This is a genomic window from Desulfuromonas sp. CSMB_57, assembly GCF_020194955.2.
Classification (GTDB): Bacteria; Desulfobacterota; Desulfuromonadia; order Desulfuromonadales; family Syntrophotaleaceae; genus JAFCIY02.
On the sequence record NZ_JAFCIY020000048.1, the window covers coordinates 39565 to 56544 of the forward strand.

At 60.4% G+C, this 16980-nt stretch carries 13 protein-coding genes and 1 tRNA gene; 11 read left to right on the top strand and 3 right to left on the bottom strand.

The genetic code is table 11. The features are described 5' to 3' along the window. Positions 1 to 35: 35 nt before the first annotated feature. The gene (locus JQN68_RS13040; RefSeq protein ID WP_225072808.1) at positions 36 to 212 is read right to left on the bottom strand and encodes a hypothetical protein; all 177 of its coding nucleotides are present in this window, start codon (positions 210 to 212) and stop codon (positions 36 to 38) included. A 135-nt stretch (positions 213 to 347) separates the two neighbouring features. Between JQN68_RS13040 and JQN68_RS13045 the strand changes: the two genes are divergently transcribed. Continuing rightward, positions 348 to 424, top strand: a tRNA-Met gene (locus tag JQN68_RS13045). Between the two features lie 77 nt (positions 425 to 501). On the opposite strand, the gene JQN68_RS13050 is transcribed toward JQN68_RS13045, so the two are convergent. Next, positions 502 to 4338, bottom strand: coding sequence for a CheR family methyltransferase (locus JQN68_RS13050; RefSeq protein ID WP_225072807.1), 3837 nt, complete (start codon positions 4336 to 4338; stop codon positions 502 to 504). Positions 4339 to 4582: 244 nt separating this feature from the next. Here JQN68_RS13050 and JQN68_RS13055 point away from each other — a divergent pair, with 244 nt between their 5' ends. The 4 genes from JQN68_RS13055 to JQN68_RS13070 all read left to right on the top strand — a co-directional run bounded on the left by JQN68_RS13055 (position 4583) and on the right by JQN68_RS13070 (position 7256). Then, positions 4583 to 5029 (top strand): Fur family transcriptional regulator, encoded by a 447-nt coding sequence (locus JQN68_RS13055; protein ID WP_225072806.1) that lies wholly within the window; start codon positions 4583 to 4585, stop codon positions 5027 to 5029. 111 nt (positions 5030 to 5140) lie between these two features. Beyond that, a complete protein-coding gene (gene rbr / locus JQN68_RS13060; protein WP_225072805.1) occupies positions 5141 to 5677 on the top strand; it encodes a rubrerythrin in 537 nt (178 codons plus the stop codon). A gap of 43 nt (positions 5678 to 5720) precedes the next feature. Further along, positions 5721 to 5879, top strand: a complete 159-nt coding sequence (gene rd, locus JQN68_RS13065) for a rubredoxin (protein WP_225072804.1) — start codon at positions 5721 to 5723, stop codon at positions 5877 to 5879. A 189-nt stretch (positions 5880 to 6068) separates the two neighbouring features. Further along, positions 6069 to 7256 carry an FprA family A-type flavoprotein gene (locus JQN68_RS13070; protein WP_225072803.1) on the top strand — a complete coding sequence of 396 codons (1188 nt, stop codon included), beginning with the start codon at positions 6069 to 6071 and terminating at the stop codon, positions 7254 to 7256. Between the two features lie 82 nt (positions 7257 to 7338). Here the strand turns inward: JQN68_RS13070 and JQN68_RS13075 are convergent, their stop codons facing one another. Further along, complete coding sequence (locus tag JQN68_RS13075; protein WP_225072802.1) at positions 7339 to 8115, bottom strand: SDR family oxidoreductase; 777 nt, start codon at positions 8113 to 8115, stop codon at positions 7339 to 7341. A 258-nt stretch (positions 8116 to 8373) separates the two neighbouring features. Here JQN68_RS13075 and JQN68_RS13080 point away from each other — a divergent pair, with 258 nt between their 5' ends. From JQN68_RS13080 to JQN68_RS13100, 6 genes are all read left to right on the top strand, one after another. After that, entirely contained in the window at positions 8374 to 10179 is a 1806-nt protein-coding gene (locus JQN68_RS13080; protein ID WP_225072801.1) for a chloride channel protein, read from the top strand. After that, complete coding sequence (locus JQN68_RS13085) at positions 10172 to 12358, top strand: ATP-dependent helicase (RefSeq protein WP_225072800.1); 2187 nt, start codon at positions 10172 to 10174, stop codon at positions 12356 to 12358. Before JQN68_RS13080 ends, JQN68_RS13085 begins: the two co-directional genes overlap by 8 nt. Before the next feature lie 103 nt (positions 12359 to 12461). Next, entirely contained in the window at positions 12462 to 13916 is a 1455-nt protein-coding gene (locus tag JQN68_RS13090; RefSeq protein ID WP_225072799.1) for a DUF4139 domain-containing protein, read from the top strand. Positions 13917 to 14023: 107 nt separating this feature from the next. After that, positions 14024 to 14293, top strand: coding sequence for a CopG family ribbon-helix-helix protein (locus JQN68_RS13095; protein WP_225072798.1), 270 nt, complete (start codon positions 14024 to 14026; stop codon positions 14291 to 14293). Next, on the top strand, positions 14293 to 14427 hold the full coding sequence (locus tag JQN68_RS14665; protein ID WP_283775539.1) for a hypothetical protein: 135 nt from the start codon (positions 14293 to 14295) through the stop codon (positions 14425 to 14427). The genes JQN68_RS13095 and JQN68_RS14665 overlap by 1 nt, the downstream gene beginning before the upstream one ends. Positions 14428 to 14995: 568 nt before the next feature. Then, the coding region (locus JQN68_RS13100) for a type I secretion system permease/ATPase (RefSeq protein ID WP_249621233.1) at positions 14996 to 16980 on the top strand (1985 nt) is incomplete at its 3' end.

Below are 16980 nucleotides of genomic sequence, written 5' to 3' on the forward strand. Positions count from 1 at the left end.
GTCCGCGGCTTAATCCGCCAACACCTTGCAGGTCGTCAGGGCTTGCGATGATCGAACAGTTCCAATTGGTCGAAGCGGTATTCCTTGATTTTGAAGGGGCGGGGCTGAAAGCGGGGACAACAGACCAGTACCGTTCCGGCCGGTTGCCGGCAGGCATGGATGCAGCGGGCGCAAAGCGCATTACAGGTTTCGACGGGGGTTTTTCTGACCAAGCGACTCTCCCTGATGGCAGACGATCCGATTCTAACAGCCCGGCAACTCTCCTGCAAGCAGTAACCCTTGGAGGACAAGGCATGGCAGGGGGGTTGACAATCCGGGCGTGCTTGAGTATGATTCGACTTCGTTGACGCGGGGTGGAGCAGTTCGGTAGCTCGTCGGGCTCATAACCCGAAGGTCGCAGGTTCAAATCCTGCCCCCGCTACCAAATAAATGTTCAAGGGGATTCGCCGGCCGGCGAATCCCCTTTTTTCATGCCCGCTTCTCTGCGGGCCGCCAACCCCGTCAGACCGGCGGCAGCGGGGAGGTCCCCTCGTCCGGCTGGCGACGGCAACGGTGTAGCGCTTTTTTCAGCGCTTCGATGGTGAAGGGTTTGGTAAGCACTTCGTTGAAACCGGCGGACATGAACTGCCGGCGATTTTCCTCCAGGGCATGAGCGGTCAGGGCGATGATGGGCACCAGGCGCTGCGGGACAGTTTCAGGCAGGGAACGAATGTGTCGGGTTGCCGAGACGCCGTCCATTTCCGGCATGGAAACATCCATCAGGACCATGTCGATGGGCTCACGCGCCAGCACCTCGATGGCCTCGGCGCCATTCTGGGCGGTTACGGTCACGCAGCCCAGATGCTGCAGTATGGCGACGATCATCTCCCGATTGAGAGCATCGTCTTCGGCTACCAGCACCTTCAGGCCCGGCTGCCCCCGTAGCATGGCGGCGTTCTCCGTGATACCACCCCGCAGAATTTCGGGATGCCGGCTCATGGGGACATGGAGCAGCACCGTAAAATGGAACGCCGCCCCGCCATCCGGTCGGTTGTCCGCCCAGATCCGGCCGCCCATCAAAGTCACCAGCTTCTTGCAGATGGCCAATCCAAGTCCGGTGCCGCCATAGCGTCGGGTAATGGACGAATCGGCCTGGGTGAAGGGTTCGAAAATCAGTTTGAAGACCTCCGGTGCCAACCCGATGCCCGTATCCCAGACGGTAAACTGCAACTGCAACTGTTCCTCTGCGTCCCCAACCTGTTGCACCAGCAATCCCACCTTGCCTCGGTCGGTAAACTTGATGGCGTTGGCCAACAGGTTGGACAGCACCTGCTTCAGGCGCAGGGCATCTCCGACCAAAGCGGCAGGCAGACCATCCGCCAAGTCCAGCTCCAGATCCAACCCTTTGGCCTCCAGACGCGGCCGATGCAATTGACGCAATTCCTCGATGAGGGTTGCCAGGCAGAATTCTTCCGGATTGAGAATCATCTTGCCGGCCTCGATTTTGGAAAAATCCAGAATATCGTCGAGGATTTCCATAAGGTTGCCGGCGGAGATGCGCAGGGTCCGCAGGCATTCCTGCTGGCGGGGCGACAGTTCGGTATTTTCCAGCAATTGAATGGTGCCGAAAATGCCGGTCATGGGAGTGCGTATCTCATGGCTCATATTGGCCAAAAACAGACTCTTGGCGGCGTTGGCCCGATCCGCCGCGGCCTTGGCTTCCTGTAGTTGGGCGGTGCGCTGCACCACCTCCCTCTCGAGCCGCTCGTTGGCCTCGGCCAGGGCACGCTCCGTTTCCTTGATGCGGGTAATGTCGGTAAAGGTCAGCACCACCCCTTCGACCTTGCCGGCTTCCGTTCGAAAGGGCAGCAACCGCTGCAACAGGCACTGCCCTTCCTGCGTCACCACCTCGCGCTCCTCGACCTGGCCGCTTTCCAGCACCCGACGGATATGGTGCAGCATTTCGTCCTGGTGATTGAGATGACAGGCAATGTGGTCGATGGGGCGGCCGATATCCTGGGGCAGCAATTTGAAAATCTTTTCGATGGCCGCATTGAACTTGCGAATCCGAAGGTGCTTGTCAAGGTAGACGGTGCCGACATCGGTGCTGCCGAGCAGGTTTTCATGATCCTGGTTGAGCTGCTTCAGTTCCTTGTTTTTCAGTTCGAATTCGGCATTGACCGTATACAGTTCCTCGTTGACGGAATGCAGTTCCTCGTTGGTGCTCTGCAGTTCTTCATTGGCCGCCATCAGCTCTTCATTGGTGGTCTGCAGTTCCTCGTTGGTGGTCTGCAACTCCTCGATGGTGGCCTGCAGGTTCTCCTTGGTAACCTGCAATTCCTGCTCAAGATCGCCGATGCGGGAATGCAGATGCACGGGCACCTGATTGCTGTCGATCTGGCAGTTCTGCTCCATCTGCGGCTCCGGAACTCCTACGGGCACCGGCTGGATGGTAACGAAAAAATGGCCCGCCGGACTTTTGGCGTCCTGCAGGTATTCCACGAAAAGATCCCGCTTCTGGCAGGCATCTCCGCGCCGAACGGTAATATTCGGCACCGTAACGTGACTCTGGGTCTTTCCCGCCCGGTGCAAGGCCGTACTAAGGGGTATTTTAAGATCCTCTGAAACCAAGGCCAGCAGATCGTTTTCGAAACGTCCCTGGGGTTGTTGGACCAGGTTGGAAACGTCCCCGAAGCAGTGCAGAATATGGCGGTTTTCATCGATGAGAACGCCGGCCGGCATATACAGTTCCAGCAGGCGATCATAGTCGGTCACCAGTTGGCGGTCGAGACTGACCGTCAGCCGATGGGGATGGGGGCTGATGCCCGAGACGGAAAACCGGGGGGCGGCAGGCTCCATTTTCATGTCCAGGGCAATCCGCAGATCGCGGACCTTGCGATACAGCTTGCAGGAATGTTCCAGCGTTTCAAATTCCCCCGCCAGCTTGCCCAGCCCCTCGCTGGTCCCCAGGAACAGGACGCCGTTGCGCTTGAGGGCGAAATGAAACAGGGCCAACACCTTGTCCTGAATCTCCGGCTGCAGGTAGATCAGGAGATTGCGACAGCAGATGAGGTCCATGCGGGTGAAGGGCGGATCGCTGATCAGATTGTGCGGTGCGAATACGATCATCTTGCGAATCGCCGGACTGATGCGGTATCGGTCACCGGACTCAGGAATGAAATAGCGCTCCAACCGCTCGGGCGAGACGTTCTTCAACCGCGCTTTTTCAAAAATACCCTGGGAAGCCAGATCCAGGGAGACCCGGTGAACATCGGTGGCGAATACCGTCATGGTGCCCTGAAAATTCGTGCGGGCGGCGTGTTCCGCCAGCAGTATCGCCAAGGAGTAGGGCTCCTCACCGGTGGCGCAGCCCGCCGACCAGACCCGCACCTCCTCCTCCGCCTTGCGATTGCGGAACAAATCCGGCAGAACGGTCTGCTCCAGGCGCCGAAACACTTTGATGTCGCGGAAGAACTCCGTCACCCCGATGAGCAGATCCCGATACAGGGCATCGAGCTCCTCATTGTTGGTCGCCAACAACGCCGCATAACTGACCGGATTGTCCAGGCGCATGAACTCCATGCGGCGCTGGATGCGTCGGCCGACGGTGGGCGGCTTGTACTTGGAAAAATCCAAATGATAGTGGCTGCGCAGAATGGCGAAGATCTGGTGAAATTCCCCATGCTCTTCGTCCTGCTGCCATTGCTGGAAAAACTCCGGCCGCTCGCCTTCGGGCGTCTGCAGATAGGCCATGATGGCCCGCGGCATCTGTTCCGGGTTCAGCATCAGATGGCAGAGGCCCGTGGCAAAGGCACTGCGCGGCATGCCATCGAACTGGGCGCTGTCGAAGCTCTGCACCAGCACCAATCCGCCCGCCTGGTTGATGGGGGCAATGCCCCGGGAACCGTCGGTACCGGTCCCCGACAAAACGACGGCGATGGTCTTCGCCCCGGCATCCTCGGCCAGGGATCGGAAGAAGGCATCGATGGGCAGTTCGTTGTGTTGCCCCCCGGCCACGGCACGCAGGCGCAACCGTCCATCGGTAACGGTCATGACCGTTTTCGGCGGTATCAGGTAGATGGAATCGGCTTCCAGCCGCATGCCTTCGGTAACCCGATGTATGCTCATGCGGGTATGCCGGGCCAGCAGATCATCCATCAGGCTTTTGAAGTCCGGTGACAGATGCTGGATGATGACAAACGCCATCCCGCTGTCCGCCGGCATGTGGTCGAAAAAATCCTCCAGGGCGGCCAACCCCCCCGCCGAGGCCCCGATGGCCACCACATGGGAGGGAAGACGGGGAGCGGAATCCGGTGTCGTCAAGGAGGAACCAGGCCCTTGCGGCAGGTCAGACATCATAAGCCTTCTCCGTGCAGGTTGTTTGCGGATCCCCCGATCCATCCCGTTGCCAATGCATCAGACGCCGGATTGTTAATCCGACGGAATTTAAGCCCCTAATCTTTCCAGTTCCCGGGAAAATTACAAGGCCCATAAAGATTATTTTTCTGTTATCCGAGCCGGGAGCATTACTCTCTCCACCCTTTTGCATAAAATTACATTTTTTCTATTGACACAAAATACCATTTGCAATATTGTTGCATCCATGGACGCCAAGACAACTTTTCAAAACGAAAAATACCGTGAGTTGCTGACCCTCTGCCAAGCGCGGGGACTGAGCCTGACCTTGCAACGCAAAGCGATTCTCGCCCACTTGGCGGAACGCGTCGACCATCCGACGGCCGACCAGATCTTCGATGCGTTGCGGGAACAGCAGGACGGCTTGTCGCGCACCACGGTCTACCGGGTATTGGACACCTTCGTGCATCACGGCTTGGTTAAAAAAATCGCCTGCCCCGATGCCCGCAGTCATTTCGACGCCAATACCCGTCCCCATGCCCACTTGGTTTGCCTTGGCTGCCAACAGGTCATGGATGGTCATGAGGTAAGCTTGCCGGCCCTGGCCTACCCGGCGCTGACCCATGATGGCTTTGCCATCGAAGAGTGCTCCATCGTTTTTCTTGGCCGCTGTGCCCGCTGCCGCGAGCTATAGGACCCGTCATGGGCACCGGTTAACCACTCCGAGCCAGGCAAGAATCGCCCGTAACCGGACCGCGGCCGCTCATGACTTCAACCCAAAACATTCAGTGACAGAGAGGGAAAAATGGCGAATTTGAAAGGTACCAAAACCGAACGCAACCTGCAGGAAGCTTTTGCCGGCGAATCCATGGCCCGCAACAAATACAGCTATTTCGCCTCCGTGGCCAAGAAAGAGGGCTATCAGCAGATCGCGGCCATCTTTCAGGAAACGGCGGACAACGAAAAGGAACACGCCAAACTGCATCTGAAAGCCCTGCAGGGTATCGGCTCCACCCTGGACAATCTGCGGGCCGCCGCGGCAGGCGAAAACCATGAATGGACCGACATGTATCCGCGCATGGCCGCCGAAGCCCGGGAGGAAGGCTTTGAAAACCTGGCTGTCATGTTCGAGGAGATCGGGCGCATCGAAAAGGCCCACCAGGAACGCTATCAGCGCATCCTGCAGGCCATTGAAAACGGTACGGTTTTCCAGCGCCAGGCATCCGTCACCTGGAAATGCCGCAACTGCGGGCACTTGCTGAACGATGCCGCGGCACCTCAGAGCTGCGTGGTCTGTGCCCATCCGCAAGGATTCTTTGAAATTGAGGTCGACCTGTTGTAATATTGAGAGCAGTTTTTTAATCCCTTATCACAAGGAGGAAACAATGGGTAAATATGTCTGCACGGTCTGTGGGTATGAGTACGATCCGCAGGTGGGCGATCCGGACAACGACATCGCAGCCGGAACCGCTTTCGACGATCTGCCCGAAGACTGGACCTGCCCCATCTGCGGCGCCGGTAAGGATCTGTTCGAACCGGCCTGATTCCGCAACAGCTTATGGCAGGATCCGGCAACACCGTCCGTTGCCTGACTATCTTTGAAACAACGACGTTTCACCCTGCGCCCCGCGCCGGCGGTCCCTGACTTCCGGCGCGGGGCGGACTATTACCAGCCTTTACAGGTGTGTCGCTGCGGCTGATGCAGCCTGTATTCAACACTAAAGGACAAAACAATGCGGCCCATAGAAATCGCCAAAGGGATTTACGAAGTCGGCGCCGTGGACTGGAATGTCCGCGATTTCCACGGCTATTCCACCGAGAAGGGCTCGACCTACAATGCCTTTCTCATCGTCGACGAAAAGATCGCTCTCATCGATACGGTGAAGAAGGAATTTGTCGGCGAACTGCTGCGCAAAGTTTCTAAAATCGTCGATCCGAAAAAGATTGACCTGGTGATCAGCAACCATACGGAAATGGATCACTCCGGCGGTTTGCCGGCGGTGATGGAAGCCATCGGCAAGGACAAGCCCATCTACTGCTCGAAGATGGGCCTGAAGGATTTGAGCCGGCACTTTGCGCCGGGCCTCAATTACTGCCCCGTGGAGGACGGTGAAGAACTGAGCCTCGGCCAGCGCACCGTCAAGTTTATGGAAACCCGCATGGTGCACTGGCCGGACAGCATGTTCAGCTATCTGGTCGAAGACCAGATTCTGTTCTCGAGCGACGGTTTCGGCCAGCACTATGCCGGGCCGGAACGTTTTGACGATGAGATCGGCGATGCCATCATGCCCTTCGCGAAGAAATATTTCGCCAATATTCTCTGGCTCTATGCGCCGCTGATCAAAAACCTCATCGACAAGGTCGTCAAGATGAACCTGCCCATCAAGATGATCTGTCCGGATCACGGCATCATGTGGCGCCAGGATCCGCTGAAAATCGTAGCGGCCTATCAGGAATGGTGCCGCCAGGAGCCGGGCGACCAGGCTTTGGTCATCTACGACACCATGTGGCACAGCACCGAGGCCATGGCCGAGGCCATCGTCGCCGGGTTGCAGGCGGAAGGCATCCGCGCCGAGCCCATGAACGCCCGCAACACCCATCGCAGCGATATCATCACCGCCGCCTTTGACGCCAAGGCCCTGATCGTCGGCTCGCCGACCCTGAACAACGGCCTGTTCCCGACCTTGGCCGATGTCTTGACCTATCTCAAGGGGCTCAAACCGAAGAACCGCCTCGGCGCGGCCTTCGGCTCCTACGGCTGGAGCGGCGAAGCTCCCAAGCTGGTTCACGACGAACTGGTCGCCATGGGCTGCCGGATGGTGGAAGATCCCCTGAAAGTGCTGTTCGTACCCGACGAAGCCGCCCTGGAAGCCTGCTTTGAATACGGTCGCCGCATCGGTCAGACCATGCAACAGGCCTGACCGGCACGGGTGTCACGAATGCCATGGCGGCCGTCCTCCTTGCGGAAGGCGGCCGCCATGCGTTTAACCGGCGGGCCGGCGGTTACTCCAGATAAATCATCTTGCGCGTCATGCCGCCGTCCAGCACCAGGTTCTGGCCGGTCATGAAACCGCTCTGCGGACCGGCCAGAAACAGGGCCAGGGCCGCCACATCCTCGGGCCTCCCGACCCGGCCGACGGGATGCTGGGCATGGTCCTCGGAGGCAATCGCCGCCGGCCGCCGACGGCTCTGCAACTGCCAGGCGGTGACATCGATCCAGCCCGGGCTGATGCAGTTGACCCGAATCTCCGGCCCCAGACTGACGGCCAGGGCATGGGTCAGGGCCACCAGCCCGCCCTTGGCGGCGGCATAGCTTTCCGTATCGGGCTCGGACATGAGAGCCCGGGTGGAGGCGACATTGACGATGGCGCCTCGGGACCGGCGCAACAGGGGCAGGGCGTATCGGGAGCACAGAAACGCCCCCGTCAGGCAGACATCCAGCACCTGCTGCCATTCCGTCAGACTCAACTCGGCCAGGGGTTTGCGCCGGCAAAAACCGGCATTGTTGATCAGCACGTCGAGCCGCCCGAACCCCTTCTCCACGTCGGCTACGGCCGCTGCCACCTGGGCTTCGCGGCCTACATCGGCCGTCACCAGCAGCAGATCTTCGCCGGCTGCCAGTTCAGCCGCCGTTTCACGGCCGGCTTCCAGATCCACATCCAGCAAAGCCAACCGATAACCGGCCTGTAAAAACTCGCCGGCCATAGCCTTGCCGATGCCCTGCGCGGCACCGGTAATCAATACTACGGGTCGTTCCTCCATGGCTGTCTCACTTTCCATTCCAAACTGTTGCCTGTGACCCACCAAACCGGCGCGGGGCGATTTGCGGGTTGATTTCATCAAGGGGTCTCTATACTATAATGGATTTTTTATTGTCAGGCACGTCCGGCCCTGCCCAGACGGCCGGCATTGCGGCAGACCCCATCGGCGCGTCGTCTGCTGCGGCTTCGCTCCACCATGACCAAATGCCGCGGCCCGGAAGCTGTCCGACGATTCTGCCTTCGCCCCGATTTGCGCCTCCAACCCCCATTTCGAGCCATGCGACCAACGATTCGCTCCACCGCCCTGACCAACGGGCTGGTCCGGCACGCCACGGCCATGCTTGGTCGGTTGCGCTTCAGCGAAAATACCTTTTTGGCCCTCATCGCCGTAGGTGTCGGAATTGTGGCGGGCCTGGCCAACTATGCCTTTCGCCATACCATCAAGCTGATCCACTGGCTGGTCATCGAGCAGGGCCAGGCCTATTGGCAGATCTCCTTCGAACACTGGAGCACGGCCCGCCTCTGGTCGGTGTTTTTTCCCCTCACCGGGGGTTTGCTGCTGATCCCTTTCTGGCTGTTTTTCGGCCAGGATCTACGCTCCGGTTTCGCCGATTTTCTGCAGCGGGTCAACCTGCGAGGCGCCAAGATCCATGGCCGTACCATCTTTACCCGCGGCCTGGCCAGCGCCATCACCTTGGGCACCGGCGGTTCCGCCGGCCAGGAAGGACCCATCGCCCAGATCGGCGGCGCCATCGGCAGCTATTGGGGGCAACTGTTCAAGATGAGCGGCCATCGCTTGAAGCTGTTGGTCGCCTGCGGCGTGGCCGGCGGCATTGCCGCCACCTTCAACGCCCCCATTGCCGGGGTATTTTTCGCCCATGAAATCGTCCTGATCTCCTCCTTCGAACTGACCAGCTTCACCTCCATCGTCATCGCCAGCGGCATCGCAACGGTTGTTTCACGGGCCTTGCTGGGCGATCACCCGGAACTGCTGGCCCCGGCCTACGGCTCCTTTCAACCCGTCGAACTGCTCGGCTATCTCGCCCTGGGTCTGCTGGTCGGCATGCTGGCAGCGGCATTCATCAGCATCCACTTCCGCATCAAGGACCGCTTTACCGACCTGAAGTTGCATCCCCTGATCAAGCCGGCGGTGGGCGGCGGCCTGGTCGGGCTGATGGGGATCGTCTGTCCGCAGATCTTCGGCAACGGCTATGCCTTCATCGAACGGACCCTGCATGGTGACGGCACCTTGATGCTGCTGGCCGGCCTGGTGGTCATCAAGGCTTTGGCGACCTCCATCACCCTCGGTTCGGGCATGCCGGGCGGCCTGTTCGCTCCCTCTCTCTTCATCGGCGCCACCACCGGCGGCGCCTTTGGCAAGGTGTTCCAGAAACTGCTGCCGGACATGGTCAACGCGACGGGGCCCTACGCCCTGGTCGGCATGGGAGCCTTCCTGGCCGCCGCCACTCACGCCCCCATGACGGCCATCTTCATGCTTTTCGAGTTGACCGGTTCCTATGAGTTGATTATCCCCATCATGCTGGCCTGCGTGGTCGGCACCGCCGTCGCCCGCCGGCTGAAGGCCGACAGCCTGGATACCGTCGAGTTGACCCGGGCCGGCATCGATCTGGAGGCGGGCAAGGAACGCAACATCATGAAATCCCTGTTGGTCGGCGACGTCATGAAAAAGGATCCCCAAGCCATTCCGGAAAGCATGACCCTGCGCCAGTTCAACCAATTTCTCGCCACCACCCGCCACACCCATTTCCCCCTGGTCAACAGCCAGGGAGAGTTGACCGGCATCCTGTCGGCCCAGGATTTTCTCGGTGTGGTCTTCGAGCGCGATCTGTTCGATCTGGTGGTGGTCAAGGACCTCGCCACCCTGGAGGTCATTACCGTGCACATGGAAGACAATCTCGACCAGGCCATGCGCAAGATCGGCTATCGCGACATCGAACGGTTGCCGGTGGTGGATCGTGAAACCGGCCGCAAACTGCTGGGCATCATCAGTCGCCGCGACATGGTATCGGCTTACAACCGGGCCCTGATGACCCGTACCCTCGAGGAGGAGCAGAATGGCTGAGTTGCTGAGCGGCCTCAATGAAAACCAGCGCCAGGCGGTGTTGCACCACGGTGCGCCCCTGCTGATCCTGGCCGGCGCCGGCTCGGGCAAGACCCGTACCCTGACCCATCGCATCGCCTACCTGGTACAACAGCAACAGATCGCTCCCTGGCGCATTCTGGCCGTCACCTTCACCAACAAGGCGGCAGCCGAGATGCGCGAGCGCCTGGCATCGCTGCTGGGGGCAACGGAGGATCTCTGGATCAGCACCTTCCACTCGGCCTGTGTCCGCATCCTGCGCCGCGAGGCCGAAGCCCTCGGCTACCGGTCGGATTTCAGCATCTATGACGACCAGGACCAGCAGCGACTGGTGAAGGATTGCCTGGATGAATTGGACATCGCCGAAAAAACCCTCAAGCCGCGGGCCGCGGCGGCGGCCATCGATAGCGCCAAGAATCGCGGTCAACTGCCGGAGGATTACGAGGCCCGGGACTATACCGGGCAACTGATGGTCCGCGTCTATCAACTTTATCAGCAGCGCCTGGCGCGGGCCAATGCCTTCGATTTCGGTGATCTGCTGCTGCAGACCGTGCGGCTGTTCCGGGAGCACCCACAAGTCCTGGAGCGCTACCGGGCCCGTTTCACCCATCTGCTGGTGGACGAATTCCAGGACACCAACCTGGTCCAGTACCAGTTGGTGAAACAGCTTGCCGCCGGCTCGCAAAACCTCTGTGTGGTCGGCGACGACGACCAGAGCATCTACGCCTGGCGCGGCGCCGAGATCGGCAACATCCTGCACTTCGAGCGGGATTTTCCCGGCACCCGGGTCATCCGCCTGGAGCAGCATTATCGCTCCTCGGCCACCATTCTCGAAGCCGCGGGGCAGGTGGTGGCCTGCAATATCGGCCGCAAGGGCAAGACCCTGTGGACCGACAATCCGCCCGGGGAAAAAATCACCCTGGAAACCCTGGAAGACGATCTCGAAGAGGCGCGCTTCGTGGCCGGCGAGATCGCCCGCCTGCACCGCTTTGGCCGCCACCTGCGCGACATGGCGGTGTTCTATCGCACCAACGCCCAGTCGCGGGTGCTGGAGGAAACCCTGGTGCGGGAAGGCCTGCCCTATGTCATGGTCGGCGGTCTGAAATTCTTCTCCCGCAAGGAGATCAAGGACATCCTGGCCTACCTGCGGGTGCTGGTCAATCCGGCCGATTCCCTGTCGGCCCGGCGCATCGTCAATGTCCCGGCGCGCGGCATCGGCGCCGTCACCGTCGATCGCATCGCCACTCTCGACGAGGAGGCGGGCGGTTTTCTGCCGGCCTGCCGGCTGGCCTTGGAGCGCGGCCTGCTCAAGGGCGCGGCAGCCGCCAAGGTCCGCCAATTTGTTGAACTGATGGATGCCTTCGCCGCCCGCCTGCAGGAATGGCCCTATCCCCGGCTGACCGCCGAACTCATGGAACAGAGCGGCTACGGGCCGACGTTGCGCGAGGAGCGCAGCGAGGAAGCCCGCGAACGCCTGCAGAACCTGGAGGAACTGCTGTCCAGCATGGAGGAGCACCAGAGCGACGAAAGCAGTCTGCAGGACTACCTGGAGCAGGTCGCCCTGGTCACCGATTTGGACAGCTACGACACCCGCCTCGACCGGGTTACCCTCATGACCCTGCATGCCGCCAAGGGTCTGGAATTCCCGGTGGTGTTCATGACCGGCATGGAAGAGGGCCTGTTTCCCCACGGCCGCGCCGCCGAGCAGGACAACGACGTGGAGGAAGAACGCCGCCTGTGTTACGTCGGCATGACCCGGGCCATGAGCAAGCTGTTCCTGAGCCATGCCCGGCGGCGGCGCATTTACGGCGATTTCCAGTACAATGCGCCGAGCCGCTTCCTCAAGGAGATCCCCCCCCGGCTGCTGGCTGAAGCGCAGCCCGTCCTGCAGCAGCCGCCGTCCCACAACCTGGCTTCGGTGTTCGAACAGCTGCAGCCCGATCCCCTGGCGGATGCGGACGATTTTTTCGAGGAGGTGCGGCTGGTCCCGGAAGCAGAGTACGGGCTGCGCCCGGGCTGCCAGGTGCGTCACGTCAAGTTCGGGGTCGGCGTGGTGCGCCGCCTGGAGGGCAGCGGCGAAAGCCAGAAGGTCATGGTCCAGTTCCGCACCGTCGGACTGAAAAAACTGCTGGTGCGGTTCGCCGGCTTGGAACCGGCGTAAACCTTTCTGCTTTTCATGACTCAAATGTTGCCAAGGATTCAGGTCAGGCTAGACTGTTCAAAATGCCTTTTCCGGAACAAGCCGATATCCACGGAGGACCATCATGAAGCGAAGTCTGGTGAAACATTGCGGCCGTAGTCTGCTCGGCGGCCTGGTTCTGCTGACCCTGGTCGCACCGGTCGCAGCGTTGGAGGAATTGCGCAGCACCCTGGACGATCAGCGCGCAGTGGCGGTGACCATCTACAACGACAACCTGGCCCTGGTCAAGGATCAGCGGCAGGTGCGCCTGCCCAAGGGAGAAAGCCTGTTGGCCCTGCGCGAGGTCAGCGCCCGGATGATGCCGGAAACCGCCCTGCTGCGCAGCCTTGACGGCCAGGCGCCTTTGACGGTGGTGGAACAGAGCTTCGACTATGACCTGCTGACGCCCCAGAAACTGCTGGAAAAATATGTCGGCCGCACCGTCCAGGTGGTGCGCACCCATCCGCAGACCGGCGCCGAGACCATGGAACCGGCCCAGGTGCTGGCCGCCAACGGCGGCGTGGTGCTGGGCATGGGCAATCGCATCGAAACCGGCATCCCCGGACGCCTGGTCTATCCTGACGTGCCGGCCAACCTGCGGGACCGCCCGACCCTGGTGGTGCAGCTCAGCAACGCCGCTGCCGGCAGCCGACAGGTGGAACTGAGCTACCTGACCGGCGGCTTGTCCTGGAAGGCCGATTACGTGGCGGAACTCAATGCCGCTGACGATCGCCTCGACCTGTCCGGCTGGGTGACCCTCAACAACCAGAGCGGCAGCGCCTACCGGAACGCCCGCCTGCAACTGGTGGCCGGCGACGTGCATCGCGTCACCCCGGCGCAGATGGAAACCGCCGATTTCGCCGTGCGCACCCTGAAGGCCGCCGCCGAAGCCCCGCAGATGGCGCAGGAAAGCCTCCTCGACTATCACCTGTACACCCTCGAACGGCCGACCACCATCCGCGAAAACCAGGTCAAGCAGGTCGCCCTGCTGAGCGGTTCCGGCATCCCCGTGGTCAAGGAATACCGGCTGCAGGGCGGCAATTACTATTATCGCGGCCGCTACGGCGACCTCGGCCGAAAAATCAAGGCCGCCGTCTTCCTGGAGTTCGCCAACACCGAAAAGAGCGGCTTGGGCCTGCCCCTGCCCATGGGCATCATGCGGGTCTACAAAAAGGATTCCGGCGGCGCCGCCCAGTTCGTCGGTGAAGACCGCATCGATCATACCCCGAAAAACGAAAAGGTCCGCCTGCGCCTCGGCGACGCCTTCGACGTCACCGCCGACCGTACTCAGACCGATTTCCAGAAAATCGCTTCAGGGCCCAACGAGACGGTGACCGAAAGCGCCTACCGCATCGTGCTGAAGAACGCCCGCAAGGAAGCGGTCACGGTGGTGGTGGAGGAAACCATGCCCGGCGACTGGCAGATCGTCCAACAAAGCCACCCCCATCAAAAGGAATCGGCCCGCACCGCCCTGTGGCGCATCCCGGTCCCGGCCGAAGGCCAGACGGTGCTGACCTACCGGGTGCGGGTGCGCTTCTGAGGCGGGGAAGCTGGGGCATGGACATCCTGCTTGCTTGATTGATGGCTCATCGCTTTGATTGATTCTGAATCTAATACTCTGCGAAAAACTCAAGCAGGAGCCTGCCCATGGCCAAAACCGAAACTCGAGTGGTGACCGCGCATATCCCCGTTCCACTGGCCGAAAAAGTAGACCAGTTGGCCGACCGCCTGGAGCGTTCACGCGCTTGGATTATGAAGCAGGCACTCTCAGCCTGGATCGCCCAGGAGGAAGAACGCGACCGTTTGACCCATGAGGCGTTGGCCGACGTGGACGCCGGTCGCGTCAGCAACCACGATTCCGTTCAGGCCTGGGCGGATAGCCTGAGTACCGACGAACCGTTGCCGCTGCCTCGCTAATGGAACTGAAGTGGACCAGCAAGGCGTTGTCCGATTTGGCACGCCTGCATCAATACGAGATGCGCTACGAGGTCGCGGACGAGATTATTTATGTGCTGCGGCTCTGGCATGCCAGAGAAAATCGTCAATGGTAACATCGGGAAGGCCGGCAGGAATCATTGCATTCATGAATGATCCGGTTGGGCATTTTCTTATCCCTCGGCCAGGCAGGGGAACCATGCCTCGCTGAGAAGCCCTTTCCATCCGGCTAGTAATTCTCGCTTTCAGGTTCCACAAACGACTTGCACCGCCAAGTCATCCGGCCGCCACCTCCCACCGACACACCCCAAAACGGGGAACGCCTTGGCGTTCCCCGTTTTTTCTACATGAAGTTCTCCCGTCATTATCCACTCCCATCTTTTGAGCTCGCCCCCAAACACTGCCTCTGACACAACCAATTATTGCAACAATGCGTCGCCCAATGCCTTCATGGCAATGCCGCAACATGCCGCGTATGCAAAAAATTTCATTTTCTATACCTAAAAAACCACCTTGACTACTGCTAATAAAAAAGTTAATTTCATTATCCCCGTTCAACTCAGATAAATTATTAGGAAGCCTGTTTGGCCAGAATGCAGAAATCGACTATTACCCGCTCCTTTTTTCAAAAATACCCTGCATGGTCCTTTGACCCCACTGCCGACAAAAAGACCCGAGGCGCGCTTGAACCATCCTGATTACCGGTCCGATACCGGCCTGTCCTGCCTGGTGCTGTTATGCCGCTTTTTCGGCCTTCCCGCCGATGCTGCCCAGTTGCGCCACGAATTCGGCCGCTCCGGCAGCAGTTTTGGCAGCCAGGAAATCCTGCTCGCGGCGCGCCACCTTGGCCTTAAAACCGGACAGATCCTATCTTCCTGGGAACGCCTCGCCCAAACGCCTCTGCCCTGCATTGCCGCTACTGGCGATGGCCGGTTTTTCCTGCTGGCCAAGGTTGACCAGGAGCAGGTGCTGATTCACGATCCCGAGCAGGCAAAGCCGCGCGTCCTTTCGCGAGCCGAACTCGAACAAACCTGGAGCGGCGCTCTCATTCTGGTGACCCGCCGTGCCGGCCTGCGCCCTGAAGACCGCACCTTCGATTTCACCTGGTTCATTCCTGCCCTGGTCAAATATCGTCGACTGCTGGGCGACGTTCTCGTCGCCTCCTTTTTCATTCAGCTTTTCGCCCTTCTGACGCCGCTGTTTTTTCAGGTGGTGGTGGACAAGGTATTGGTACACAAAGGGCTGACCACCCTGCAGGTCCTGGGCATCGGCATGCTGGCCCTGGCGCTGTTCGAAATCCTCCTCGGCGGCCTGCGCACCTACCTGTTCACCCACACCTGCTGCCGCATTGACGTCGGCCTCGGCGCCCGCATGTTCCGTCACCTGCTGCGCCTGCCCTTGGCCTATTTTGAAGCACGACGCGTCGGGGACTCGGTGGCAAGGGTTCGCGAACTGGAAAATATCCGCAATTTTCTAACCAGTTCCAGCGTCACGGTGGTCATCGACCTGTTTTTCACCTTCGTCTTCATTGCCGTCATGTTCTACTACAGCCCCCTGCTGACCTGGATCGTTCTGGGCACCCTGCCCTTTTATATCCTGCTCTCGGTTTTCGTCACCCCGGTCATTCGCGCCCGCCTGAACGAGAAGTTCAATCGGGGCGCCGAAAACCAGGCTTTTTTGGTCGAGTCCGTCAACGGCATCCAGACCGTCAAGGCCATGGCGGTGGAACCGGCCATGCAGCGCCTATGGGAAGAACAGCTGGCCGGCTACGTACGCGCCGGATTCAGGGCCCACCATGTCAGCAACCTCGCCGGCCAAAGCGCGTCCCTGATCAACAAACTGACCACCATCGCCATCATCTGGGTCGGCGCCTACCTGGTCATGGACGGCAAGCTGACCATCGGCCAACTGGTCGCCTTCAACATGCTGGCCGGGCGGGTCAGCGGGCCGGTTTTGCGCTTGGTGCAGCTATGGCAGGAATTCCAACAGGCGGGGATCTCGGTACAACGCATCGGCGATATCCTCAACACCCACCCGGAACCCGCCTTCAACCCCAATCGCGCTACCCTGCCGAGCCTTACCGGACATGTAGTGTTCGACCAGGTCACCTTCCGCTACCGTCCCGACGGCCCCGAAATCCTGCGGCGGCTGTCCCTGGAGGTGCCGACGGGCAAGATCATCGGCCTGGTAGGTCGATCCGGTTCCGGCAAAAGCACCATCACCAAGCTCATTCAACGTCTTTATGTTCCCGAGAGCGGCCGGGTGCTCATCGACGGCATCGACCTGGCCCAGATCGATCCCACCTGGCTGCGGCGCCAGATCGGCGTGGTACTGCAGGAAAATTTCCTCTTCAACCGCTCCGTCAGAGCCAACATTGCCCTCTCCGACCCGGGCATCCCCATGGAACATGTCGTCCAGGCGGCCAAACTCGCCGGCGCCCACGAATTCATCGTCGAAATGGCCGAGGGCTACGATACCCTGGTCGGCGAGCACGGTTGCTCCCTGTCCGGCGGGCAGCGCCAGCGCATCGCCATCGCGCGCGCCCTGGTCAGCAACCCGCGCATTCTCATCTTCGACGAGGCGACCAGTGCCCTGGATTATGAATCGGAAGCCATCATCCAGAAAAACATGACCCACATCTGCCGGGGACGAACGGTGTTCCTCATCGC

What these genes read in the sequence shown, in the direction of transcription:
- JQN68_RS13080 (WP_225072801.1), top strand. Translation starts at nt 8,374, where the DNA reads ATGCGACCAACGATTCGCTCCACCGCCCTGACCAACGGGCTGGTCCGG.
- rd (WP_225072804.1), top strand. Translation starts at nt 5,721, where the DNA reads ATGGGTAAATATGTCTGCACGGTCTGTGGGTATGAGTACGATCCGCAG.
- JQN68_RS13085 (WP_225072800.1), top strand. Translation starts at nt 10,172, where the DNA reads ATGGCTGAGTTGCTGAGCGGCCTCAATGAAAACCAGCGCCAGGCGGTG.
- JQN68_RS13050 (WP_225072807.1), bottom strand. Translation starts at nt 4,338, where the DNA reads ATGATGTCTGACCTGCCGCAAGGGCCTGGTTCCTCCTTGACGACACCG.
- JQN68_RS13070 (WP_225072803.1), top strand. Translation starts at nt 6,069, where the DNA reads ATGCGGCCCATAGAAATCGCCAAAGGGATTTACGAAGTCGGCGCCGTG.
- JQN68_RS13095 (WP_225072798.1), top strand. Translation starts at nt 14,024, where the DNA reads ATGGCCAAAACCGAAACTCGAGTGGTGACCGCGCATATCCCCGTTCCA.
- rbr (WP_225072805.1), top strand. Translation starts at nt 5,141, where the DNA reads ATGGCGAATTTGAAAGGTACCAAAACCGAACGCAACCTGCAGGAAGCT.
- JQN68_RS14665 (WP_283775539.1), top strand. Translation starts at nt 14,293, where the DNA reads ATGGAACTGAAGTGGACCAGCAAGGCGTTGTCCGATTTGGCACGCCTG.
- JQN68_RS13090 (WP_225072799.1), top strand. Translation starts at nt 12,462, where the DNA reads ATGAAGCGAAGTCTGGTGAAACATTGCGGCCGTAGTCTGCTCGGCGGC.
- JQN68_RS13055 (WP_225072806.1), top strand. Translation starts at nt 4,583, where the DNA reads ATGGACGCCAAGACAACTTTTCAAAACGAAAAATACCGTGAGTTGCTG.
- JQN68_RS13075 (WP_225072802.1), bottom strand. Translation starts at nt 8,115, where the DNA reads ATGGAAAGTGAGACAGCCATGGAGGAACGACCCGTAGTATTGATTACC.